The organism is Flavobacterium filum DSM 17961 (genome assembly GCF_000425465.1).
GTDB lineage: Bacteria > Bacteroidota > Bacteroidia > Flavobacteriales > Flavobacteriaceae > Flavobacterium > Flavobacterium filum.
Genome location: NZ_AUDM01000003.1, coordinates 88892 through 112688, shown reverse-complemented (window position 1 = coordinate 112688; position 23797 = coordinate 88892). Strand labels below are relative to the sequence as shown.

At 33.9% G+C, this 23797-nt stretch carries 24 protein-coding genes; 9 read left to right on the top strand and 15 right to left on the bottom strand.

From position 1 onward, the window contains the following. Positions 1–57 precede the first annotated feature (57 nt). The 3 genes from H601_RS0100530 (at position 58) to H601_RS0100520 (ending at position 2358) form a co-directional block, all read left to right on the top strand. Positions 58–417 (top strand): YraN family protein, encoded by a 360-nt coding sequence (locus H601_RS0100530; RefSeq protein ID WP_026709698.1) that lies wholly within the window; start codon positions 58–60, stop codon positions 415–417. A 60-nt stretch (positions 418–477) separates the two neighbouring features. After that, positions 478–1635: a poly(ethylene terephthalate) hydrolase family protein gene (locus H601_RS15950; RefSeq protein ID WP_026709697.1), complete on the top strand. Its 1158-nt coding sequence runs from the start codon at positions 478–480 to the stop codon at positions 1633–1635. 63 nt (positions 1636–1698) lie between these two features. After that, complete coding sequence (locus H601_RS0100520; protein ID WP_026709696.1) at positions 1699–2358, top strand: aspartate kinase; 660 nt, start codon at positions 1699–1701, stop codon at positions 2356–2358. Between the two features lie 76 nt (positions 2359–2434). Here H601_RS0100520 and mfd read toward each other — a convergent pair whose 3' ends face one another. After that, on the bottom strand, positions 2435–5752 hold the full coding sequence (gene mfd / locus H601_RS0100515; protein WP_425402328.1) for a transcription-repair coupling factor: 3318 nt from the start codon (positions 5750–5752) through the stop codon (positions 2435–2437). A 45-nt stretch (positions 5753–5797) separates the two neighbouring features. After that, on the bottom strand, positions 5798–6385 hold the full coding sequence (locus H601_RS0100510; protein ID WP_026709694.1) for a hypothetical protein: 588 nt from the start codon (positions 6383–6385) through the stop codon (positions 5798–5800). Between the two features lie 137 nt (positions 6386–6522). On the opposite strand from H601_RS0100510, the gene H601_RS0100505 reads away from it, so the two are divergent. After that, on the top strand, positions 6523–7464 hold the full coding sequence (locus H601_RS0100505) for an L-threonine 3-dehydrogenase (RefSeq protein ID WP_026709693.1): 942 nt from the start codon (positions 6523–6525) through the stop codon (positions 7462–7464). A gap of 61 nt (positions 7465–7525) precedes the next feature. Here H601_RS0100505 and H601_RS0100500 read toward each other — a convergent pair whose 3' ends face one another. From H601_RS0100500 to recA, 7 genes are all read right to left on the bottom strand, one after another. Then, the gene (locus tag H601_RS0100500; RefSeq protein ID WP_026709692.1) at positions 7526–8110 is read right to left on the bottom strand and encodes a globin family protein; all 585 of its coding nucleotides are present in this window, start codon (positions 8108–8110) and stop codon (positions 7526–7528) included. Between the two features lie 16 nt (positions 8111–8126). After that, the gene (locus H601_RS0100495; RefSeq protein ID WP_026709691.1) at positions 8127–8564 is read right to left on the bottom strand and encodes a hypothetical protein; all 438 of its coding nucleotides are present in this window, start codon (positions 8562–8564) and stop codon (positions 8127–8129) included. Positions 8565–8630: 66 nt separating this feature from the next. Next, entirely contained in the window at positions 8631–9131 is a 501-nt protein-coding gene (locus H601_RS0100490; RefSeq protein ID WP_026709690.1) for a nuclear transport factor 2 family protein, read from the bottom strand. A 127-nt stretch (positions 9132–9258) separates the two neighbouring features. Next, a complete protein-coding gene (locus H601_RS15945; protein ID WP_051220608.1) occupies positions 9259–10722 on the bottom strand; it encodes a hypothetical protein in 1464 nt (487 codons plus the stop codon). Then, a complete protein-coding gene (locus H601_RS0100480) occupies positions 10719–11261 on the bottom strand; it encodes an RNA polymerase sigma factor (RefSeq protein ID WP_026709689.1) in 543 nt (180 codons plus the stop codon). The genes H601_RS15945 and H601_RS0100480 overlap by 4 nt, the downstream gene beginning before the upstream one ends. 21 nt (positions 11262–11282) lie before the next feature. Continuing rightward, positions 11283–11690, bottom strand: a complete 408-nt coding sequence (locus H601_RS0100475) for a hypothetical protein (protein ID WP_156900308.1) — start codon at positions 11688–11690, stop codon at positions 11283–11285. A gap of 90 nt (positions 11691–11780) precedes the next feature. Continuing rightward, positions 11781–12782: a recombinase RecA gene (gene recA / locus H601_RS0100470; protein ID WP_026709687.1), complete on the bottom strand. Its 1002-nt coding sequence runs from the start codon at positions 12780–12782 to the stop codon at positions 11781–11783. A 135-nt stretch (positions 12783–12917) separates the two neighbouring features. On the opposite strand from recA, the gene H601_RS0100460 reads away from it, so the two are divergent. The 3 genes from H601_RS0100460 to H601_RS0100450 are packed head-to-tail and all read left to right on the top strand — an operon-like array spanning position 12918 to position 15293. Further along, positions 12918–13652, top strand: a complete 735-nt coding sequence (locus H601_RS0100460; protein WP_026709686.1) for a lysophospholipid acyltransferase family protein — start codon at positions 12918–12920, stop codon at positions 13650–13652. 4 nt (positions 13653–13656) lie between these two features. Then, positions 13657–14646: an acyl-ACP desaturase gene (locus H601_RS0100455; protein WP_026709685.1), complete on the top strand. Its 990-nt coding sequence runs from the start codon at positions 13657–13659 to the stop codon at positions 14644–14646. Beyond that, positions 14619–15293 (top strand): HD domain-containing protein, encoded by a 675-nt coding sequence (locus H601_RS0100450; RefSeq protein WP_245571582.1) that lies wholly within the window; start codon positions 14619–14621, stop codon positions 15291–15293. Before H601_RS0100455 ends, H601_RS0100450 begins: the two co-directional genes overlap by 28 nt. Here the strand turns inward: H601_RS0100450 and H601_RS0100445 are convergent, their stop codons facing one another. Genes H601_RS0100445 through H601_RS0100420 form a run of 6 tightly spaced genes read right to left on the bottom strand, consistent with a single transcriptional unit; the run spans position 15294 to position 21379 of the window. Beyond that, complete coding sequence (locus H601_RS0100445) at positions 15294–16076, bottom strand: enoyl-CoA hydratase/isomerase family protein (protein WP_026709683.1); 783 nt, start codon at positions 16074–16076, stop codon at positions 15294–15296. A 3-nt stretch (positions 16077–16079) separates the two neighbouring features. Then, positions 16080–17513, bottom strand: coding sequence for a sensor histidine kinase (locus H601_RS0100440; RefSeq protein WP_026709682.1), 1434 nt, complete (start codon positions 17511–17513; stop codon positions 16080–16082). Between the two features lie 53 nt (positions 17514–17566). Continuing rightward, a complete protein-coding gene (locus H601_RS0100435; protein WP_026709681.1) occupies positions 17567–18109 on the bottom strand; it encodes a CopD family protein in 543 nt (180 codons plus the stop codon). Further along, on the bottom strand, positions 18110–19453 hold the full coding sequence (locus H601_RS0100430; RefSeq protein WP_026709680.1) for an MATE family efflux transporter: 1344 nt from the start codon (positions 19451–19453) through the stop codon (positions 18110–18112). Next, positions 19453–20490: a ferrochelatase gene (gene hemH / locus H601_RS0100425; protein ID WP_035655286.1), complete on the bottom strand. Its 1038-nt coding sequence runs from the start codon at positions 20488–20490 to the stop codon at positions 19453–19455. Before hemH ends, H601_RS0100430 begins: the two co-directional genes overlap by 1 nt. Before the next feature lie 22 nt (positions 20491–20512). After that, the gene (locus tag H601_RS0100420; protein WP_026709678.1) at positions 20513–21379 is read right to left on the bottom strand and encodes an AraC family transcriptional regulator; all 867 of its coding nucleotides are present in this window, start codon (positions 21377–21379) and stop codon (positions 20513–20515) included. 229 nt (positions 21380–21608) lie between these two features. On the opposite strand from H601_RS0100420, the gene hemA reads away from it, so the two are divergent. Next, positions 21609–22865, top strand: coding sequence for a glutamyl-tRNA reductase (gene hemA, locus H601_RS0100415; RefSeq protein ID WP_026709677.1), 1257 nt, complete (start codon positions 21609–21611; stop codon positions 22863–22865). Further along, the gene (gene hemC / locus H601_RS0100410) at positions 22862–23797 is read left to right on the top strand and encodes a hydroxymethylbilane synthase (RefSeq protein ID WP_026709676.1); all 936 of its coding nucleotides are present in this window, start codon (positions 22862–22864) and stop codon (positions 23795–23797) included. Before hemA ends, hemC begins: the two co-directional genes overlap by 4 nt.

Here is a 23797-nt window from a genome sequence, read left to right as displayed (position 1 = left end):
ATTTATTAGGAATCACTTCATAAATCAAAAATCGTTAATCAAAAATCTTAAATCTCAATGGCACAACACAACGAACTCGGTAAAAAAGGAGAAGAAATAGCCGCTGATTTTCTACAAAAAGCAGGTTACGAAATCTTGGAACGCAACTGGGTTTTTCAAAAAGCCGAGCTGGATATTGTGGCTCAAAAAGATAACATTTTAGCCATTGTGGAAGTCAAAACCCGAACCTCGGCCGACTTTGGTTTACCACAAGATTTTGTAAAAGGAAAAAAGATTCAAAATTTAGTCAAAGCCGTAGATCAATACATGATCGAAAATGACCTGGATTTGGAAGTGCGTTTTGATATTATTGGCATCGTGCTGAACAATCATGAAACTTCGATTGAACACATTGAAGATGCTTTTTATTATTTTTAGTAAATTTTTTTGTTTACAGCTAAATAACTTACTTTTAATCCATTAATAGTTTTGAAAGAAATGAAAAAAGCATTCATTATTTGGTTTTTGGGTTGTTTCACCCTTTTTGCTCAACCTTTTCAAATCGGTAGAACTACTTTAAACCTTTTTGATACTTCTCGAAATAGAACTATTGCGACTGAGGTTTTTTACCCGGCTGATACCAATGGAACAGATGTGCCAATTATAGTTTCTTCCAATCAAACTTTTCCTTTGCTTTCTTTTGGTCATGGTTTTGTCATGACTTTTGAAGCCTATCAAAATTTTTGGGAAGAATTGGTTCCGCAAGGATATATTATGGCCTTTCCAAAAACAGAGGGTTCTTTTTCACCGTCACATACCAATTTTGCAAAAGATTTAGCTTTTGTTATTGAAGCGATGAATGGTTTAAATAATCAATCCAATTCGCTTTTTTTCTCAAGAATTTCTTCAAAAAATGCAGTAATGGGACATAGTATGGGTGGAGGTTGTGCTTTATTGGCAAAACAATATTCTACTCAAATTAATCATGTGGTTACTTTTGCAGCGGCGGAAACCAATCCTTCTGCAATTGGTGCTTCTTCGGCTTTAGAAATACCATCATTTACGATTGCGGGGATTAATGATTGTGTTACGCCTCCGGTAACCAATCAATTACCGATGTTTAACGCTTTGCAAAGTAGTTGTAAAAATTATTTGGGCATTACTGGTGGAAGTCATTGTCAAATGGCTAATTCTAATTTTTTCTGTTCGGTGGGCGAAGGAAGTTGTTCACCTTCACCTACAATAACCAGAGCACAGCAACATCAAATTATTTATTCTTATCTTAATTTATGGTTGGATTATTTTTTGAAGGAAAATTGTGTTTCGGGTGAACTTTTTGAAGCCTTAAAAGGGAATGATGATACGAATGTTACAAATAGTAACTGTCAATTATGTGAAAATTTATCGCTTACAAATTCATCCTCAACGATACCTTTTAAGGTTTCTCCCAATCCGTTTAAGGAAGTAATTATAGTAAAATCTGTTATTGAAACGCCTTTTGAATATACTCTTTTTGATTTGAAAGCCAATAAAATTTTGGAAGGAAAAGCCATAAACGAAATTCAATTGGAAACTTCTTTTCTTTCTGGTGGAGTATATTTTCTGACTGTAATTCAACATCAACAAAAGAAAACGGTAAAATTAATAAAACACTAAATGTTATATTTGTAACAAATTGTTTTTATTTATATCTTTGTGGCGTTTTTTAAACGAAATGATATGAAAACAATTTCTTCGGTTGTAGAACATTACATCAAGACCAAACCTTTTTTATTGAGTGCTTTGTCGCAAGGTATCATCAATCTCACTTCATTATCCCGAAACATGATGCCCGAATTGGAGCAGGAATTGGGCAAAGATGTCAAGCAAGGAGCGGTGGTTATGGCTTTAAAACGCCTTTCGGAAGAATTGGATTTTCGAGTGAATCATAAAATTTTGAAAGTCTTAAAAAACATTGGTGAAATCACGGTTCGTTCTTCGTTAATCGATTATACGTTTGCGGTTTCCGAAACCATTTTAGACAAACAAGCGGCTTTGATTTCAGAAATCAATAAAGAAAATGGTATTTTTTACACATCTTCACGTGGCGTAAATGAAACAAATATTGTAGTAAGCAATAGTGTTGGCTATTTAGTTGACAAACATTTTTCAGGCGAAAAATTGATTCAAAAATTGGATAATTTAGCCTCTATTACCGTAAAATTACCCAAAGAAAACATAAGTATTCCCGGGATTTATTACTTTATTTTTCAACGTTTGGCTTGGGAAGGAATTATCATCAACGAAGTAATTTCAACTTCCAACGAATTTACAATTTTAGTAAGCGAAGAGGAAGTGGATGTAGCGTTTAAGGTTATTAAGGATTTAAAAAGCTTATAAAACTTATATGACTTATATGGTAAAAAATTAATTTACCATATAAGTCAAATAAGTTTAAAAATAGTTATTGTGAAAATTATCTTCCCATCATCTCCATCAATTCCAACGCCTTTCTAATCGATTTTACATTTTCAAAAGTCAGTAATAAACGCAAGCCGCTTTTGGTTTCTTTCTCTTTCATTTTGCAGTGATTGCCGTTTTGTTGCACAAATTGAAGTACTTTATGAAAACGAGCCGATTGGTAATAATCACTTTGTTGATCGCCCACAAAATAACCGATCATTTTGTCTTGTTTCATGATGAGTTTTTCAATGCCTAATCGGGTGGCAATCCATTTGATACGGATACTGTTTAACAAAGCTTGGGCTTCTTTTGTCAATGGCCCGAAACGGTCAATTAGCTTTTGTTCGTAAGCCAATAAACCTTCTTCATCTTTTACATTTCCGAGTTCGTTGTATAGATTCAAACGTTCATTAACGCTGTTGATGTAATCATCCGGAAACAACAATTCAAAATCAGTATCAATTTGAAGATCTTTTACAAATTCTTTGGTTTCAATATCGCTTTCTTCTTGATACAATTCTTTGAATTCGTTTTCTTTTAGTTCTTCAATGGCTTCGTTCATGATTTTTTGATAGGTTTCAAATCCAATTTCGTTGATAAAACCGCTTTGTTCACCACCCAATAAATCGCCGGCACCTCGAATTTCTAAATCTTTCATGGCAATGTTGAAACCGCTTCCCAACTCGCTAAATTGCGTTAACGCATTGATTCGTTTTCTCGCATCTTCCGTCATCACAGATTGAGGAGGTGTGATGAAATAACAAAACGCTTTTTTGTTGCTTCGACCCACACGACCTCGCATTTGATGCAAATCGGACAAACCAAAATTATTGGCATTGTTGATGAAAATTGTGTTGGCGTTTGGCACATCCAAACCGCTTTCGATAATGGTTGTAGCAACTAAAACATCAAATTCACCATTCATAAAAGCCAGCATTAATTCTTCTAACTTTTTGCCGTCCAATTGTCCATGTCCAATTCCTACGCGAGCATCAGGAACCAGTCGCTGAATCATTCCGGCTACTTCTTTGATGTTTTCTATTCGATTATTGATGAAAAACACCTGACCGTTTCGCTGAATTTCATACGAAATGGCATCCCTAATCAATTCTTCATTGAATCCAACCACTTGCGTTTCGATGGGATAACGATTGGGCGGTGGCGTTGTAATAACCGATAAATCTCTTGCTGCCATTAACGAAAATTGTAACGTTCTCGGAATCGGAGTCGCTGTCAAAGTCAACGTATCTACCGTAGCAGAAATCGTTTTGAGTTTATCTTTTACATTCACGCCAAATTTTTGTTCTTCATCAATGATTAACAAACCTAAATCTTTAAATTTTACATCTTTGTTAACCAATTGATGGGTTCCAATGATGATATCTACTTTGCCTTCGGCTAAACCTTTTATCGTTTCGGTTTTTTGTTTGGCGGTTCTAAATCGGTTTAAATAGTGAATCGTAACCGGCATATCTTTCAATCGTTCCGAAAACGTTCGGAAATGCTGATAAGCCAAAATTGTTGTAGGAACTAAAACAGCAACCTGTTTCCCGTTATCAACGGCTTTAAATGCGGCACGAATCGCGACTTCGGTTTTACCAAAACCAACATCACCACACACCAATCGATCCATCGGGCGGTCGCGTTCCATGTCGTTTTTTACATCTTGTGTAGCCGTAATTTGGTCCGGCGTATCTTCATAAATAAACGAACTTTCTAACTCTTTTTGCAAATAACTGTCCGGTGCACAAGCAAAACCTTTTTCCAAACGTCTTTTAGCGTACAATTGAATCAAGTTGAATGCAATGTGTTTAACTCTGGCTTTGGTCTTTTGTTTTAAGGCTTTCCACGCATTGGAGCCCAATTTATAAATTTTGGGTGGCGTTCCGTCTTTTCCGTTGTATTTTGAAATTTTGTGTAGTGAATGAATGCTCACATACACAATATCATTATCGGCATACACCAATTTGATGGCTTCTTGCATTTTGCCTTCTACCTGAATTTTTTGCAAACCGCCAAATTTCCCGATACCGTGGTCAATATGCGTTACATAATCGCCAACCGAAAGTTGGGTTAATTCCTTTAGCGTAATGGTTTGCTTTTTAGAATACCCGTTTTTGATGCTGAATTTATGATACCGTTCAAAAATTTGATGATCGGTGTAGCAAGCCAATTGGTTTTCTTCGTCAATAAAACCTTGATAAAGTGGAAAAACAATGGTTTTGTATTGTTTTCGGATGTTTTCATGATTTTCTTCATCCAAACTTTCAAAAATATCATGAAAGCGATTGGCTTGATTTTCATTGGAACAAAACAGGTAATTCTTGATTCCGTTAAAGTGATTTTCGTTCAAATCATTCAACAATAAATCAAATTGTTTGTTGAATGAAGGTTGCGGTTTGGTATGAAATTCAATTGTTTTTTCTGTTTTAAAAAACGATTTCAATCCGATTTCAACTATTGAAAAATCGAGAGCTTTTTTTACAAATGACGATTGATTGATAAAAAGTTCTTCGGGCGAAGCATGTTTTATTTCATTAGAAAGTTTGCCAAAAGCTTCGGTTGCTTTGTCAAATAATTTATCAAATTGATTCAAAACCATTTCTGTTTCCTGAACAAAAAGTACGGTTTTTGGGTTGATATAATTAAGGAAACTTTCTCTGTTTTCTTGTAAAAATTTATTTTCTACGTTGGGAATGATGGCAATTTTCTTCTGTTTTTCCAGTGAAAGTTGCGTTTCTACGTCAAACGTTCGGATGCTATCGACTTCATTTCCGAAGAATTCAATTCGGTACGGATTATCATTTGAAAATGAAAACACATCGATAATTCCACCACGAACCGAAAATTCGCCGGGTTCTGATACAAAATCTACCCGTTTGAAGTTGTATTCAAACAATACTTCGTTGATAAAATCAATCGAAATTTGGTCGGCAACCGCCACTTTCAGCGTGTTCTTATCCAATTCTTTTCGGGTCACCACTTTTTCAAAAAGAGCTTCCGGATAAGTAACAATAATCGATGGTTTTTTTCGGGAATTGATCCGGTTTAATACTTCGGCCCGAAGCAAAATATTGGCATTATCCGTTTCTTCAATTTGATATGGTCTGCGATACGAACTCGGATAAAACAACACATCTTGATCGTTGATGAGATTTTCTAAATCATTCAAATAATAAGCAGCTTCTTCCTTGTCATTAAAAAGCAATAAAAAAGGCAATTCCGATTTTTCAAAAAGAGCTTGAATAACAAACGAAAGCGAAGAACCAACCAATCCTTTGATTTGCACTTTTTTTTCGGGAACGGCGATATTTTCTGCCAATTGAATAATTTTAGCAGAAGAATTATAGGCGGAAGAAATATTTGAAACGTTCAACTAGTCTAGATTTTTTGGTGTTTCTCGAACGGCTCGGGAAGTGTCTAACATTCGAATCATATCGGCTTCGCCTTGTTCCATAGGAATTTGATTTTTGCGAGCCAGTTCATTCATTTGTGATTCGATTGATAAGAGTTCTAAGTTGATTTCGGAGATCAATCCGATCACTTTTTTTTCAGGAATTTCGGTTAGATTTAAGTACATTTCGATGGAACGAAATTTGTTTAACAAAACGGTGAATCGAGTTTTAAATTCTGGGCGAAATAATATTCCCGGAATCGTTTGAAGTACTTCATCTGCTTTTTTAGTGAGCATTTTAGATTTTTTCTGAAATGCGGTCAAGCTGTTGGTTGGTTTTTGATAAAGTTCGGTTTGAAACAATCTCCATTCTGCCCAATCAGTGGTAAAATTTGTGGCTAACGGACTTAAAGAAACGGAACGAAAGTTCCAAGCGGAATGAATTCTCTTGGCAATTTCTTCTTTTTTGGTAATTTCTTTTTGTTGTTGAATTCGTCTGGCTTCATTCTCATCTTGACAAGAAAAAAAGATTAAAAATGAAAACAGGAAAAAACGAATAAATAATTTCATGAGCCTACTTTTACTGTTCAAAAATACAAAGGTAATTTTAAACTTCATTTACTACGTTAAAGCTTTCTGAAATAAAAGCCGTTTTACTTCCTTTTTTTAGTTTACGAAAACGTTATATTTGCAGAAATATATTTTTCATGAGTGCAAAAATTCTGATTATTGGTGCCTGTGGTCAAATTGGTACTGAATTAACCCATCGATTAAGAACGATTTACGGAAGCGAGAATGTAATTGCTTCTGATATCAGAAAACTGAATAATGAAGTAGTAAATGACGGAATTTTTGAAGTATTGAATGCTCTTGATTTCAATCAAATTGAACATATTATTGAAAAATATCACGTAGAAGAAGTGTATTTAATGGCTGCTTTATTATCAGCTACAGCCGAAAAAAATCCTGCATTTGCATGGGATTTGAATATGAATTCACTTTTTCATGTATTAAATTTAGCGAAAGCCGGAAAAATAAAAAAGATATTTTGGCCATCAAGTATTGCCGTTTTTGGACCAACAACACCTAGAGAAAATACGCCACAATATACCATAATGGAACCAACTACCGTGTACGGAATTTCGAAACAAGCCGGAGAACGTTGGTGTGAATATTACCACAACATTTTTGGTGTAGATGTAAGAAGCGTTCGCTATCCGGGCTTAATTAGTTGGTCAACACCACCAGGCGGAGGAACAACTGATTATGCCGTAGATATTTATCACAAAGCATTGAGCGATGGTAATTTTGAATGTTTTTTGTCTGAAGAAACCCGTTTACCAATGATGTATATGGACGATGCCATTCGTGCCACTATCGAAATAATGCAAGCTCCTTCGGAAAATATTAAAATTCGTTCGTCTTATAATTTATCTGGAGTAAGTTTTACACCGAAAGAAATTGCGGCAGAAATTAAAAAGCATATTCCTGATTTTACTATTTCATACAAACCGGATTTTCGTCAAAAAATTGCAGATAGTTGGCCAGGCTCGATTGATGATTCTTCTGCTAGAACTGATTGGGGTTGGAAACACAATTTTGATATGGATTTGATGACCGTAGAAATGCTAGAAAACCTAAAAAAATAAAGAATCACCACCTTAAAATTATAAGAATGGTGATTCCGCACAGTTAAAAGTATGTGTTATATTATTGTTGTACAATCGGTGCTCTAAGCGATTCTAAAACCTCAACAACTTCACCAATTAAAGCCGAGTCTGTTACTCCGTTTAAACCAGCTGCTGCTCCTACGTAACCAATAAATTTATCATAGTCGGCATTATTAGCTTTTACACCCATTCTAGGGTTTTGAGCCGGGTCATGAGCAGCAACCATTCCTAATCCGGAATACGTGTTTGTTGCTCCACCACCTGTGTTTGCCGAAAAGAAATCGGTTAAGTTTTTGCTTAAAACAGCAACATTTGTGGTGTTTCCACCAGAAACTTCTCCAACAATAGGTGCAAAATGAGCTCCTAAGTTTCCTTGAGAACCGGCAACAATATCGGCAACAATTAATGTAATCGTACTGTCAACCACAGAACGGTAAGACAATCTTCCCTGTTCAATCATTTGACCGGGATTGTTTGGATCTGAAACCTTGGAAAAACCACCTAGTTTTTGATAAAGGGTTAACTCTGCTGGTGGCGTGGCATCATCGTCATCACTACAAGAAACATAAGCGAATCCTGAAATAAGGAGTAGAGCAAAAAGGGATAATTTTGATAAATGTTTCATAACAATTCTATTTAGGTTAATTAAAAATTCGTTGAATTCCTCTGGAAAATTTATAGCTAAAGCTATCCGTATTCATGGCTGGACAAACTTTTTTAGAAGCTATTTCATCTGAAATTACAAAGCGTTCTGCTTGATAATTTCCTTTGGATGAAAGTTGCGTGAAAACTTGTTCAGAATTCACAATTCGGTTATCGTGAAAATATACAACAACGCCTTTTTCGGCTACAATTTTGATGTTTTTTACGCCGTTAATCGATTTTAAATTTCTGTGAATTTCTTTCGCTTTTAATGAATCGAGTGGTTCATTAAAATCGATTCTGCTGATTTGAAGGGTTGCATTGTCAACTTCAATTGGCTTGGCTGTGGCAATGTGAACAACCAATACTACAAAGAGTAGGAAAACAATTCCGACGATGCTTCCTAAAAAGAGTTTTACTTTTCTGTTGATTTTCATAACCAAGAATTTTGAGTTTGTTCTTCTTAGTTACGAGAAAAGTTTGGGTATGGTTTTGTGAAAGGTTTATTTTTTTGATTTTAACTTTTGAATATAATTGCTTTCTATAGAATCTTTAACAGCAATTACTTCTTTTGAAGTTTCATTTGGAATGGTCATGGAAAGCACATAATGTTTGATTTTCCATTTTCCGTTTACTTTTTCCAGAACGCCAGAACCTCTGCAGATTTTGAACGAGGTGTCGAGCAGTTCATCAAACCAAGCAATTTTATTGTTTTTATCAACATAAATATTTCTTTCTAATGTGTGAAAAGTCCATGCTTTTCCTTTATCAAAGTGTGGTTTTGAATAAGCTTCAAATTCTTTTCTACTCCAATTTTCGGATGCATCTGTTCCGATGAAAACAGCGTCGGCGGTCATTAAACCAAAATAATTATCAAAATTTGCTTCGGCAGCAGCCTTATGCCATTGGTTGATAACAGCATTGATTTCACTTTTTTCATCTATTTTACAATCAGAAGAAAAACAACCAATTAAAATAACAAAGAAGGATATTATAATTTTCATGATAAATTTTTTAGTAAAAAAAAAGAGTACTGTAAAAGTACTCTTTTTAGTTATTACTGATGTGTAAAAAGTAATAACAAACTTAACTAAAACTAATTTACGTAATTAAACCAACATAATTTACGTATTAAAATCGATAACTTATTCCAGAATATAACCCGATGAAATAAGGTTTAAATCCTCCGTTACTATGACTAAATGTATTTAACTGATATTTGAATGTAGGTTCAAAATTGGCTTGAAATGATTTAAAAAATGAATACCTAAAACCAATACCAAAATTGGTGCTAAAATGAAGTTTATTCAAATTGTTTGCCTCTCCAACGAGAGCTGAAAAATCATCTGAAACTACCATAATTTTATTGTCATCTAAGATGAAAGAACTAACTCCGCCAATCAAATTAATTCCAAATTTTTTATTTAATAAACGATATGAAACTTCAAGCGGTACTTCATAATAGCTCATCATTTGTTGGATAGAACCAAATTGAGATGCATTGAAATTAACTTTAGGTTCAAGTAGAATGTTTTGAATATTGATAAAAACACCTTGTCCTTCATATTTAATATTTTGAATCCTACTGGTGCTAATTTCAGGGTAAAATTCAACGTTATTGGTTAAATAACTTAGGTTAACTTTGTTAACACCTGTTCGAACAGCAAATTTTTTATTCAAAGAATAATTAACTCCCACACCATAACTCATAGTATTTTCATATTCTTTAGAATTATTAGCAAATTGGCTATCAATTGGAGAACCGTTGGAAGATGAACCCAAATAAACAGGAGCAATAGCAGTAGTTATTTCCCACTTGTTTAATTTAGGTTCAACTTTTGGTTTTTTTTCTTTTTCTGATAGCAATTCTTCCAACGCATTAGGTTCAACTTTTACTTCTGCCAAACTGGTTTCTGTTTTTGTTGAATCTATTTTATTTTCATTTGTGGTGGTTTTATTTTCGGTAATACTTTTTTCAAGATCAAAAATTAATTTATTTTCAGTATTTGAATTGGTAGTTGATTTTTCAGATTGGATATTGTTTTGAGCGGCAACTTTTTTTTCTGAATTTTTAAAATCAGTTTCATTTTTATTATTTCGAAATGTGTTTTTATCTCTATTTGAAGTTGAAAAAGACTCTTTTGATTTGTTGTTTTCCGAAGAAACAACAGCAGCATTTTTGTCTGTTTTCCAATTTGAACGATTTGATTTTTTTGTTAAGTTTTCTTTGTTTTCGCTTGCACTTTCATTTGAGATTTCATTTTCAAAAACAATTTTTTCTTCATTTTTTCTATTATTTTCTAATTCTTCATTAGTAGTTATAATGTCTTTAGTTGAATTCTTGTCTTCTTCAAAAACAATTTTATTTTCTTCATTTCCTACTTTAGTTTCAGTTGAATTTTGAAAAAATAAAAGGCCAATTATAAATAACGCCGCTACTCCTGAAAGTTTCCACCAAAGTGGAATAACACGTTTTTTATCTTCTTTTTTTCTTAATTTTTCTTCAATAGCATTCCATACCAATTCATCAGGAGTTTCTTCAAAATCCTTGAATTTTTCTTGAAATAATCTACCTATATCTTTTTTATTTTTCATTTGGCTTCATTAAATTCGTTTGACGCCTTTTTTTCAATTTTTTCTTTTAAAATCATTTTAGCTCTAGCTAAATTTGATTTTGATGTTCCAATGTTAATGTCTAACATTTCTGCAATTTCTGCGTGTGAATAGCCATCTAATACATATAAGTTAAAAACTAATCGATACTTATCCGGCAATTCTTGTATGGTTTTTAGTAGAAAATCCATACTGATATCTTCATCTTCAATTTCAATTTCTACCGTTTCCGGAAAATTTTCCGTAACAATTTCAAAAACTTTTTGTGAACGATATTTTTGTAAAATAAAATTGATGATAATCCTTTTAATCCAACCTTCAAAAGAACCTTTAAAATTAAACTGCTCAATTTTTTCAAAAATCAACAAAAATCCTTCTTGTAAATTATCTTGTGCTTCTTCATAACTCCTCGAATATTTAAGACACACGCTAAACAACTTAGCTGAAAAAAGCTTATAAAGTTGTTCTTGTGCCCTAATATTTTCTTTTTTACATTCCTGTATGAGTTGGTCTAAACCCACAAGCTTTCATTGTCTTAAATGTTAATATTTAACGGGAATTTCAACACTTTCAAAAATTGCATTTCCTTCTTCATCTTTCCCTTTATAAAATCTAAATAAATAAGTTTGTAAACTATTTGCATAAAATTCGAATGAAACTTCATAAGCTTCTTCGTTCAAATTTTGACATGCAGTAGTATTGGAAACGATACATTGAATTCCAATATTCCTTACGTTTTCATATTGGTCAAAATAAAAACCATTAAAAGCATGACAACTAGTTGGTCTTTTGTAATATAACTTTATTTCATGCATTTGCCGAAAAGAAAAAGTATCGGGCACAATAAAATTTTCAACCTTTACAATTTCATAATGCTGCTTAGGTTCATTTTCAACTGAACACGAAAAAAAACATACAACAAGCAACAGTAAAATAACAACTTTTTTCATTGAGTTTATTTGTTCTAGGTTATAGATGTAAAATTTGTCAAAAGGTTGCGTCATAAATAAAAAAAACCCGAAATTTTTCGGGTTTAGGTTTTATTCAGCTTCTTTAATTTTTTCTTTGATTTTAATTTCTAGTTCGTCTGCTAATTCAGGATTGTCTTTTATTAATGCTTTTACGGCGTCACGACCTTGTCCTAATTTTGTATCGCCATAGCTAAACCATGAACCGGCTTTTTTGATGATTTCAAACTCAACGGCCAAATCTAAAATTTCGCCAGTTTTGGAAACTCCTTCACCATACATGATATCAAATTCTGCGGTTTTGAATGGTGGAGCCACTTTGTTTTTAACCACTTTAACTTTGGTTCTGTTCCCGATTACGTTTTCACCATCTTTAATTTGAGAAGAACGTCTGATATCTAAACGAACAGATGCATAAAATTTTAGGGCATTTCCTCCAGTAGTTGTTTCCGGATTACCAAACATCACACCAATTTTTTCACGTAATTGATTGATAAAGAAAACAGTACAATTTGTTTTACTGATGGTTGCTGTTAATTTTCTTAAGGCTTGTGACATCAATCGGGCGTGTAATCCCATTTTTGAATCACCCATTTCGCCTTCAATTTCACTTTTTGGAGTTAATGCGGCAACGGAGTCAATAACTACAACATCAATTGCCCCAGAACGGATTAGGTTCTCAGCAATTTCAAGAGCTTGTTCACCGTTGTCCGGTTGAGAAATGATTAAGTTTTCTATATCAACACCCAGTTTTTCAGCATAATGACGGTCAAAAGCATGTTCGGCATCAATAAAAGCGGCAATTCCACCTGCTTTTTGAGCCTCAGCAATCGCATGAAGTGTTAAGGTGGTTTTACCAGAAGATTCCGGACCGTAAATTTCTATAATTCTTCCTTTTGGATAACCGTTTACACCCAACGCTAAATCGAGACCTAAAGAACCCGAAGAAATGGTTTCCACTTCTTCAATGGCTTTGTCTCCCATTTTCATTACGGTACCTTTTCCGTAGGTTTTGTCTAATTTGTCTAATGTTAATTGCAAGGCTTTTAATTTGGCTTCTTTCTCTGAACTCATAATAATGTGGCTTTAAAAATTAATAATGTGGTAAAATTACTTTTTTTTTTCATCTCTTTCTAATTTATTTTTCCACAAAAAGTAACCAAATAAGTAATTTCGATTTCCTACTTTTGCCATCATACCAAAAACACTATGCATAAATTAATATCTTACCCTATTTCCGTATTATATTACCTTACTTTTGGGTTGTTTTTATGTATATTCCATCCTGTTCAATGGTTTTGTTTTAATGTGTTTGGATACCAAGCTCACAAAAAAAGTGTGGATTATTTGAATTTTTGTTTGGTAAGAAGTACACATTTATTAGGGACAACCTATGATTTTCAAAACCGAGATAAATTACCTAAAAACGTACCGTTAATCATTGTTGCCAATCATCAGAGTTTGTATGATATTCCTCCCATCATTTGGTTTATGCGACGATGGCATCCAAAATTCATTAGCAAAAAGGAATTAGGCAAAGGAATTCCAAGCGTTTCCTATAATTTAAGGCATGGTGGTTCCGTTTTAATCGATAGAAAAGACCCAAAACAAGCTTTACCAGCCATTAAAGAAATGGCTGAATATATTGAAAAACATAATCGTTCCACAGTCATTTTTCCAGAAGGAACGCGAAGTAAAACCGGTCTGCCAAAAAAATTCTCAGAAAACGGATTAAAGATTTTGTGCAAATATGCACCATCCGCATATATTGTTCCCATATCCATCAATAATTCATGGAAAATGGTTCGTTTTGGAAAATTTCCGATGGGATTAGGAAATAGCTTAACATTTACGATTCAAGAACCTTTTCCGATTAAAGGAATTCCGTTTGAAGAAATAATGCAAAAAACAGAAAATGCCGTAGTAAACGGAATTAAAAATTAATTATATGTCAATAAAAAACATTCGTTTAGAAGTAATGCAATTATTGGAAAAGAAAGTAGATTCATTTATGAATGACTTTTTGATTCCGGTTGAAAAAATATGGCAACCTTCAGATTTATTACCGGATTCTGAAAAAGAAACTTTTTTTGAAGATGTTACCGAATTACGCGAAATTGCCAAAGAATTGCCTTATGATTTTTGGGTAGTTTTAGTGGGTGATACCATTACAGAAGAAGCTTTGCCAACCTATGAATCCTGGTTAACCGAAGTGGAAGGTGTTGATAGTGAAGGCCGAAACGGCTGGTCGAAATGGGTAAAACATTGGACAGGAGAAGAAAATCGTCATGGTGATGTGTTGAATAAATATCTCTACTTGTCCGGACGAGTGAATATGCGTGAAATTGAAATGACTACCCAACATTTAATTAACGATGGTTTTGATATTGGCACCGGGAAAGACCCTTACAAAAACTTTGTTTACACTAGTTTTCAGGAGTTAGCTACTTATATTTCTCACAACCGTGTTTCACAAATAGCCAAAAAATTTGGAGATAAGAAACTTTCCAAAATGTGCAAGTTGATTGCTGGCGACGAAATGCGTCATCATCATGCTTATGGTGAATTTGTGAATCAGATTTTTAAAGTTGATCCAAGTGAAATGATGTTGGCGTTTCAATATATGATGAAGCAAAAAATAGTGATGCCCGCTCATTTTCTTCGAGAATCAGGTCAAAAAATTAGTTCAGCTTTTGAGCACTTTTCAGATTCAGCTCAGCGAATTGGCGTTTACACTGCAGCTGATTATGTAGATATTCTTCAAAAATTAATTGACAAGTGGGAAATTGAAAAAATGAATGGTTTGACCGATGAAGCTGAAAAAGCAAGAGATTATCTGATGAAACTCCCTTCCAGAATGGCCAAAATTTCGGAACGTTTGGTTATTCCGGAAGTTGAAAATGTTTTTAAATGGGTGCAACCTGCTTTGGTGAAATAAAAATGACAATTATTGACAAAACGATTCTTTTTGTAAAAAAACAACTCCATGACGCTGAAGGAGGTCATGATTGGTTTCACATTGAACGGGTTTATAAAAATGCAATTTTAATTTCCCAAGAAGAAGTTTGTGATGTTACCGTTGTAAAATTAGGAGCTTTATTGCACGATATTGCCGATTCCAAATTCCATGATGGTGATGAAGAAATTGGTCCGAAAATGGCTAGAACATTTTTAGAAAGTGAAAACGTTTCTGAAGAAATTATTGAGCATGTAGTTCAAATTATTCAAAATATTTCGTTCAAAGGTGGAAATTTTGAAAAAACTTTTTCATCCATAGAATTAGAAATTGTTCAAGATGCCGATCGATTAGATGCTTTGGGAGCCATTGGAATTGCTAGAACATTTAATTATGGCGGATTTAAAAACAGACCCATTTACAATCCTTCTATAGCTCCAAAATTGAATATGACCAAAGAAGAATATAAAAAAAGTGATTCGCCAACATTGAATCATTTTTATGAAAAATTATTGCTTCTAAAAGATAAAATGAATACCGAAACCGGAAAAAAATTAGCTCAAGAACGTCACCGTTTTATGGAAACATTCTTGAGCCAGTTTTATGCGGAATGGGAAGGGGAGAAGTAGTTATTCTCCTTTAAACTCTGCTTTTCTTTTCTCTAAAAATGCTGTTGTTCCTTCTTTAAAATCAGTAGTTCCAAATGATTTCCCGAAGTTTTTAATTTCTATTTCATAACCATTTACGCCATCTTTGAAATTAGCATTCACCGCTGCAATTGCATTGGAAATGGCAACGGGTGAATTTTTAGCAATTTTTGAGGCAATTCCTTTTGTAAATTCTATCAATTCCGCTTGTGGAACTACATGATTAACCAAACCATAATTTTTAGCAGTTTCGGCATCAATCATGGTGGCACTCATTATCATTTCCATGGCACGCCCTTTTCCAACGAGTTGAGGTAAACGTTGTGTTCCGCCGTAACCCGGAATTACACCTAGAGTTACTTCCGGTAAACCCATTTTGGCATTATCAGAGGCAATTCTAAAATGAGCAGACATGGCTAATTCCAATCCACCGCCAAGTGCAAAACCATTTACGGCAGCAATTACGGGTGTGGATAAATTTTCTACAAAATCAAACAATAATTCTTGTCCTTTTGCGGCTAATTTTCCACCTTCTTCCACAGAAAAATGGGCAAATTCAGAGATATCGGCTCCGGCAACAAAAGCTTTTTCGCCACTTCCGGTGATGATGATTGCTCGGGTTGATTTGTCTTTATTTTCAGTATCAAAAGCGTGATGCAGTTCTTCAATTGTAGCTTTGTTTAACGCATTTAATTTAGTAGGTCGATTAATGGTAATCACAGAGATTCCGTTGACTTTTTCTATTAAAATATTTTCGTAGTTCATGGTTTATGTAATTTGTTCGTATGTATTGATAGGTAATGTAACCATAAAAGTTGTTCCTTTGTTTTGTTGCGATTCAAAGGTAATTGTTCCATTATAATTTTCGATAATTTTTTTGATGATGCCAAGACCAAGTCCCATTCCACTTGATTTGGTAGTAAATTTTGGTTCGAATATTTGTAATTTATTTTCTTCTGAAATTCCAATTCCATTGTCTTTTACAGTGATGATTAGTTTTTCATTATCTTGATTAACAGAAACTATCACAACTGGATTTTCCGTAAAATCAGTAACCGCCTGAGTGGCATTTTTTACTAAATTGGTTATGATTCGAATGAGTTGAGTTCTATCCATATTCAGATAAATTTCTTTTTCTGAAGGCTCAAAGCGAATGTAATTTTCATTAAAAATTTCTAATCCAAGTTGGATAATTTCAACTACATTAATTCGTTCATTTTGTTGTGCCGGCATCGAAGCAAAATTTGAAAAAGCATTGGCAACCGAACTCATTATGTCAATTTGTTGTAACAACGTTTTGGTATAATCTTTAATTTTTTGATGAATATTAGGGTCTTTAGGATCAAATTTTCGTTCAAAATTTTGAATGGTTAGTCGCATGGGTGTAAGTGGATTTTTGACTTCATGTGCCACTTGTTTTGCCATTTCTCGCCAAGCTTGTTCGCGTTCACTTTGAGCTAATTTCACCGCACTATCTTCTAATTCAGCAACCATATTGTTATAAGATCGAATCAAAAGTTCAATTTCTGTGCTGCTGGTTTCCAATTCAATTTTTTGATTTTTACGATTCAATTGGGTTATTGTCAGTTTTTCGGCAATAGTTTTTAATGATTTTGTTATATAACTTGATAAAAAGTAAGCCAAAAGAATAGAAAGTATTAGCATAAATGAATACACTTGCCCAAATCGAATCATGAATTTTTGAAGTTCCTTTTCATAGTATCCATCGTCCTCAATATAAGGAATGTTTAAAACGGCTAAAGGCTTAAATTGAGCATCTTTTATTTCGCTGTAAGAGGATAAATTTTTTACACCGTTAATTTCTCTATATTCAACATATCGTTTATCCAAACTGGATTGAACTAATTTTATCAAATAGATATCAATTGATTTTGGGTCTTTATCAACTGCAAAAGAAGATTTAGAGGATTTCAGTAGATTTCCTTCCAAATCATAAAAATTTATTTCTAAACCGTGAATATCAGAAAGCTCATGAATTTTATCCCTTTCAGAAAAAATTAATGGAATATTTTCTGTAGTTAGCGGATATGTTGTAGTGTTAAGGATGTAATTAATGTGCTCTTTAATGGCGGTTTCTTTTCGTAATAATCGTTCTTGATGATAATCTTTAGCCTCTTTTCTAAACTGATAAATAGAAACAGAAGCGATCAAAATAGAAGAAATCACGGTTAGAAAAATCATCGAAATGAAGATTCTAACCCGCAAAGATAATTTCCCTATTTTTTGTAAAAAATTCACGATTGACGCTCTCGAATTCGTTTGTAAAATTTAAACCCAATCATTAGCAGTAAAGAAAAAGCAATGATACCAATCACACCAAAAATCCAATTGACGGCATTTTTCAAAATCACTAAAAACACTACTGCAAATAAGATTAATGTGGCTCCTTCATTCCACAAACGGAAAAAATTGGAACTGTTTTTCACTTCATTTTTTTGTAATTGCTTAAAAATCAAATGACATTTAAAATGATATAAGTACAATAAAACAACAAAACCTAGTTTTACTAACATCCAATCTTGATAAAGCCAAGTAGGAATTAAATATAAAAGCCAAAAAGCAAAAATACTGGCTAAAATAGCACTCGGCCATGTGATGATATACCATAATCGGTATTGCATCAACTGGTATTGTTGGATTAAAATACGTTGTTCCGGTTCCGGTTTTTCTCTTGCTTCGGCATGATATACAAATAAACGAACGATATAAAAAAGTCCGGCAAACCAAGTGACCACAAAAATGAGATGTAAGGCTTTGATGTAGTTATATATTTCCATTTATTGTGTTTCTATTAATTTGGTGGTCATTTCTTTTCGCAAAAAATAGGCCGTAATTAGTGTTGATAACACATCGGCAATCGGAAAAGCAACCCATACTCCAAAAATACCAAAATAATTTGGCAAAACCAGCACTAGCGGAATCAGAAAAAAACCTTGTTTTGTTAAAGTCAGCAATAATGCCGGAATAGCTTTTCCGGCCGCTTGAAAATAAGCTGCACCTATAAGCTGTAAAGCAATAATTGGTGTTGCGGCAAAAACCCATCGCATTGCATTTGGTGTTTCTTTTATAACCTCTAAATCGTTGGTAAAAACGGCTACAATAGGTTGTGCAAAAAACAATATGATTAGAAAAATAAATGTTGCTAAAAGAGCAGCATATTTTATCGAAATGGAAATGGTTTCCTTCACACGCGTGTAATTTTCGGCTCCATAATTGTATCCGGCAATCGGCAAAAAGCCATGCGTAATTCCCAAAATGGGAAACAAAGCAAACATCAACATTCTGCTAATGATGCCGTAAACAACAACTGAATGTTCTCCGCCGTAAACAAACAACGTATGATTGACAATAATGGCTAAAATACTCACAACTCCTTGACGGGAAAACGTCACTAATCCTAAAGAAGAGATTTCTTTTACCAATGAAAAATCAAATCGATAATGATGTGCGGAAGGCCTTAATTCGCTTTTTTTTATAAAAAACCAAAGAATAAAAACGAAACACATAAAATAGGAAATGGTTGTGGCTAATGCCGCTCCAAACATTCCCATATTCATAAATTTGATAAAAATAATGTCGAGAAAAATATTTCCAAAAGCCGGAATAATCATTGCCATCATCGCAAATTTGGCTTTTCCTTCAGCACGAATCACGTTATTTCCCATCATACAAAGAGCCAAAAACGGAACACCAATTAAAACCGGAATAAAAAATTCTTTGGCAGGTTTCATGATTTCTCCGTTGGCTCCAAAAAGCAACAAAATTTCATCGGAATATAAAAAACCAATCACCACAAAAAACAACGCCAATATCAAGGTCATCATGATTTGATTGCCAAAAGTACGATAGGCTTTTTCTTTGTCTTTTGCTCCTAAAGCTCTTGAAATAATGGAGCTTCCGCCAATTCCAATCGCCATTCCTAAGGAAGAAATTAAAAAAGTAATGGGTAATACAACCGTTACAGCAGCAATAGCCAATGAACCTATCCATTGACCTACAAAAATGGTATCGACTAAAATATTAATCGACATAAATAGAATACCAATTGAGGCCGGAACGGCTTGTTTTATCAAGAGTTGCTTGATGTCATCGGTTCCTAATGCTCCTGATGATTTTGCCATTATTTACTAGTTTCCATTTCGGCAAAAGCCCATTGATCAATCCAACGGCTCAAGGTTTTGCACCAATCATCATCGTCATTTAAACACGGAATGGCTAAAAATTCTTCGCCGCCATGCTCTTTAAACTCATGATTGGCTTCCATGGCTATTTCTTCTAATGTTTCCAAACAATCAGAAACAAAAGCTGGAGTAACAACCGCTAATTTTTTAATTCCTTTTTCAGGCATTTTGTTGATTTCAACATCGGTATAAGGTGTCAGCCACTTGTCTCCGGCTAAACGAGATTGAAAAGTTTGGCTGTATTTTCCTTCGGGAATTCCTAAAAACTCAACCACTTGTTTGGTGGTTTCATAGCATTGATGACGGTAGCAAAACTCGTGTGCAGGCGAAGGTGTGTGGCAACAAGAACCATCTATTTTGCAATGACTTTTGGTTACGTCGGTTTTACGAATATGACGTTCTGGAATTCCGTGGTACGAAAATAACAAGTGATCGTACTCAAACCCTTCCAAATGTTTTTTGATAGAATTGGATAAGTCTCGAATGTAATCTTTTTGATTGTAAAAAGCTGGAAGAATGGTAAAATTCATGTTCGGGAATTTCTTTTTACGAATTTCTTCTGCCAACACTAAAATCGTAACTGTTGAAGCCATCGCGTGTTGCGGATACAAAGGAAAAAGCATCACTTCGTTCACACCTTGATCGTGTAGTTCTTGTAAGCCAGATTCAATACTTGGTTTACCATAACGCATCGCTAAACTTACCGGAATGCTCGTGTTGGCTTGTACTTTTTTATGCATTCGTTTCGACAACACAATGAGTGGCGAACCTTCATCCCACCAAATTTTAGCATAAGCAGCTGCCGATTTTTTTGGTCGGGTTTGTAAAATGATTCCGCGAACTAATAATGCTCTTAATAAATATGGAACGTCAATTACATATTTATCCATTAAAAATTCGTCTAAATATGGTTTAACATCTTTTGGGGTTGGACTTTCGGGCGAACCTAAGTTGACTAATAATACTCCTTTTTTCATTTTTATGTTGCAATTTATTTTTTTAATTTGAGAGAGACATTAAATACTTCTTCGGAGTGGTACCGAATTTCTTTTTAAATGCCGCAATAAAATGCGAAGCGGTGCTGTATCCTATTTGAACACCTACTTCATTTACATTGTATGTTCCGCTATCTAACAATTTTCGAGCGTATTCCATTTTATAATCAAACAAAAAACTGTAAACACTATCGCCATAAATTTGTTTGAAACCCATTTTTAATTTCTTCAAATTCAAACCTACTTGATCGGCTAATTCTTGTAAGCCCGGTGGTTCGGCCATGTTGGCAATCACAATTTCTTTTGCTTTTTTAATTTTTAACACATTTTCTTCATCAATCAAAAACGGACAATGTTCCGCATTCTGATCTTCGTTGCGGTTAAAGTACAAACTTAACAGTTCATAACCTTTTCCTTTGTAATAGAGATTTTTTATTGAAGCATTGAGGTTGTAATGAAAGATTTGATTGAGCACGATTGCCATCGAAGGACTCATGTTTTCTTCGGCATAATATTTTTTTTCACGATTGTCATCACTCAAAAACGGAATATATTCTGCCTCGGCGGAAAACAAAGCGTGGAATTTTTTTATTGAAACCAACACTGAAATCATCCACGATTGGGGTGCAATTTCCAAATGAACAGGCAATTCTTTTTGTGGATTATAGAGCAAAAGTGATTTTTCTTCCTTCATTTCCAAGGCATAATTTCCTTGATTAAAGATGAATTTTGCTTTTCCTTTTAGCCCAAAATGAAATTGAATTAATCCCGTAGATACTTGTCTTTCAAAGCGAACCACCTCGTCTGAATCGTTTTGAAAACGGATTAAAATAAAATCATCTTCAATTTTTATTTCTTCTTGAGAACCCATAGCGACATTTTTTCGTATATTCTTTGGAGAGCATTTATTTTGTTTATTTAGAATTATTCTAAACAAAGACTTTCAAAAGCGTTGTCAATGCTACAAATATAAAAGAAATTACGATGAAAACCATATTTTGGATTTGGATATCTTCAAGCGATACAAAAAGTACTTTGAGCGATACTTTTATAGAATAGATAATAATAATTTTGTTCAACTTTTTAGGAAAAGTGTATTTATGGAAAATTTAAACTTGTCGAAACATCAAACGTTTTATGCCGTTGGATTGAGTTACAAAAAAGCCGATGCGGAGACACGAGGAAAATTCAGTTTAGACGAAAAAGCCAAAACCAACATTTTGCGTCAAGCAAAGTTGGAAGGAATAGATAGTTTGATTGTAACATCTACTTGTAATAGAACTGAAATATATGGGTTTGCACAACATCCGTTTCAATTGATTAAGTTGTTGTGTGAAAATAGCGTTGGAACTGTTGAAGAATTTCAAAAAGTTGCTTTTGTTTATAAAAATCAAGAAGCCATTTCGCACATGTTTCGTGTGGGAACCGGTTTAGATAGTCAGATTTTAGGTGATTTTGAAATCATTAGTCAAATCAAAAATAGTTTTATTGAGAGTAAATCGTTCGGATTGGCCAATTCGTTTATAGAACGGTTGATAAATGCTGTGATTCAAGCCAGTAAACGAATTAAAAACGAAACAGAGATTAGTTCAGGAGCCACTTCGGTTGCTTTTGCTTCGGTTCAATATATTATCAATAACGTAGACGGAATTTCTCAGAAAAATATTCTTCTTTTCGGAACTGGAAAAATAGGGAGAAATACCTGCGAAAACCTTGTAAAACATACCAAAAACGACCATATAGTTCTTATTAACAGAACCAAAGATAAAGCAGAAAAAATAGCCGGAAAATTCAATTTAATCGTAAAAGATTATACCGAATTGCAACTGGAAATTCAAAAAGCCGATGTGCTAATTGTTGCCACCGGAGCTCAAAATCCTACTATCGATAAAGATATTTTAAATCTAAAAAAACCACTTTTAATTTTAGATTTATCCATTCCAAAAAATGTGGATGAAAATGTGAAAACATTAGAAAATGTTTCATTGGTTCACATGGATTATTTATCGCAATTAACAGACGATACCTTAGAAAAAAGAAAACTACATATTCCGGCTGCAGAAGCTATAATTGACGAAGTGAAATCGGAATTTATAGCTTGGATGAAAGCCAGAAAATTTGCTCCAACCATTCATGCGTTAAAAGAAAAATTAAACGCGATTAAAGAAGGTGAGCTGGATTTTCAACGCAAAAAAATTGCTAATTTTGATCAAGATCAAGCAGAAATTATCAGCAATCGAATCATTCAAAAAATCACAACCCATTTTGCCAATCATTTAAAAGATGACAACACTATGGTGGATGAAAGCATCGAATGGATTGAAAAAATTTTTCAAATTGAAACAGCCGTAAAATGAGTAAAACCATCAAAATTGGAACTCGTGACAGCGAATTAGCACTTTGGCAAGCTCATACCGTTGAGAAAAAATTAAAAGACTTAGGCTATCCAACCGAAATTGTTGCCGTAAAATCTACAGGCGATATTATTTTAGACAAACCACTTTATGAACTTGGAATTACCGGTATTTTTACCAAAACCCTTGATGTAGCTATGTTGAAAGGCGAAGTGGATATTGCGGTTCACTCTATGAAAGACGTTCCAACCGCTTTACCAATAGGAATTGTGCAAGCGGCGGTTTTAGAACGGGCTTCAACCTTAGATATTTTGGTACACAAAGGAGATTTGTCTTTTTTGGAAAATTCGGCAACTATCCCGACAACTATCGGGACCGGAAGCTTGAGAAGAAAAGCCCAATGGTTACATAAATATCCTACTCACCATGTAGAAGATTTACGTGGAAACGTAAATACCAGAATGCAAAAATTAAAGGACAACCATTGGAATGGAGCTATTTTTGCCGCAGCCGGTTTGGAAAGAATCAATCTGAAACCCGAAACATATCTTAATTTAGATTGGATGATTCCTGCCCCGGCACAAGGAGCTATGATGGTGGTTGCTATGGAAAATGATTCGTTTTCAAGAAATGCACTGGCACAATTGAACCACAAAGAAACCGAAATTTGTACGTTTGTTGAACGACAATTTCTGAAAACTTTAGAAGGCGGATGCACCGCACCAATTGGAGCTTTAGCAGAAATAAACGAAGATGTAATTACGTTAAGAGGAGTCCTTTTTTCATTAGACGGAAAGCATAAATTGGAAATAGAAAAGACAGTAAAAATCGATTTGTATCAAAATTTTGGCGAACTTTGTGCTACAGAAATTTTAAATAACGGTGGTTCTGAGCTAATGAAAGCAATTAAACAAGCTCTCGTAAAGAAGCACTAA

Coding starts and splice junctions, on each gene's coding strand:
- H601_RS0100495 (WP_026709691.1), bottom strand. CDS start 8,564: ATGAAAATCAACAGAAAAGTAAAACTCTTTTTAGGAAGCATCGTCGGA.
- H601_RS0100490 (WP_026709690.1), bottom strand. CDS start 9,131: ATGAAAATTATAATATCCTTCTTTGTTATTTTAATTGGTTGTTTTTCT.
- H601_RS0100505 (WP_026709693.1), top strand. CDS start 6,523: ATGAGTGCAAAAATTCTGATTATTGGTGCCTGTGGTCAAATTGGTACT.
- hemC (WP_026709676.1), top strand. CDS start 22,862: ATGAGTAAAACCATCAAAATTGGAACTCGTGACAGCGAATTAGCACTT.
- H601_RS0100435 (WP_026709681.1), bottom strand. CDS start 18,109: ATGGAAATATATAACTACATCAAAGCCTTACATCTCATTTTTGTGGTC.
- H601_RS0100460 (WP_026709686.1), top strand. CDS start 12,918: ATGCATAAATTAATATCTTACCCTATTTCCGTATTATATTACCTTACT.
- H601_RS0100445 (WP_026709683.1), bottom strand. CDS start 16,076: ATGAACTACGAAAATATTTTAATAGAAAAAGTCAACGGAATCTCTGTG.
- H601_RS0100500 (WP_026709692.1), bottom strand. CDS start 8,110: ATGAAACATTTATCAAAATTATCCCTTTTTGCTCTACTCCTTATTTCA.
- H601_RS0100510 (WP_026709694.1), bottom strand. CDS start 6,385: ATGAAATTATTTATTCGTTTTTTCCTGTTTTCATTTTTAATCTTTTTT.
- hemH (WP_035655286.1), bottom strand. CDS start 20,490: ATGAAAAAAGGAGTATTATTAGTCAACTTAGGTTCGCCCGAAAGTCCA.
- H601_RS0100475 (WP_156900308.1), bottom strand. CDS start 11,690: ATGAAAAAAGTTGTTATTTTACTGTTGCTTGTTGTATGTTTTTTTTCG.
- hemA (WP_026709677.1), top strand. CDS start 21,609: ATGGAAAATTTAAACTTGTCGAAACATCAAACGTTTTATGCCGTTGGA.
- H601_RS0100520 (WP_026709696.1), top strand. CDS start 1,699: ATGAAAACAATTTCTTCGGTTGTAGAACATTACATCAAGACCAAACCT.
- H601_RS0100450 (WP_245571582.1), top strand. CDS start 14,619: ATGGGTGCAACCTGCTTTGGTGAAATAAAAATGACAATTATTGACAAA.
- H601_RS0100440 (WP_026709682.1), bottom strand. CDS start 17,513: ATGATTTTTCTAACCGTGATTTCTTCTATTTTGATCGCTTCTGTTTCT.
- H601_RS0100455 (WP_026709685.1), top strand. CDS start 13,657: ATGTCAATAAAAAACATTCGTTTAGAAGTAATGCAATTATTGGAAAAG.
- H601_RS15950 (WP_026709697.1), top strand. CDS start 478: ATGAAAAAAGCATTCATTATTTGGTTTTTGGGTTGTTTCACCCTTTTT.
- H601_RS0100430 (WP_026709680.1), bottom strand. CDS start 19,453: ATGGCAAAATCATCAGGAGCATTAGGAACCGATGACATCAAGCAACTC.
- recA (WP_026709687.1), bottom strand. CDS start 12,782: ATGAGTTCAGAGAAAGAAGCCAAATTAAAAGCCTTGCAATTAACATTA.
- H601_RS0100420 (WP_026709678.1), bottom strand. CDS start 21,379: ATGGGTTCTCAAGAAGAAATAAAAATTGAAGATGATTTTATTTTAATC.
- H601_RS15945 (WP_051220608.1), bottom strand. CDS start 10,722: ATGAAAAATAAAAAAGATATAGGTAGATTATTTCAAGAAAAATTCAAG.
- H601_RS0100530 (WP_026709698.1), top strand. CDS start 58: ATGGCACAACACAACGAACTCGGTAAAAAAGGAGAAGAAATAGCCGCT.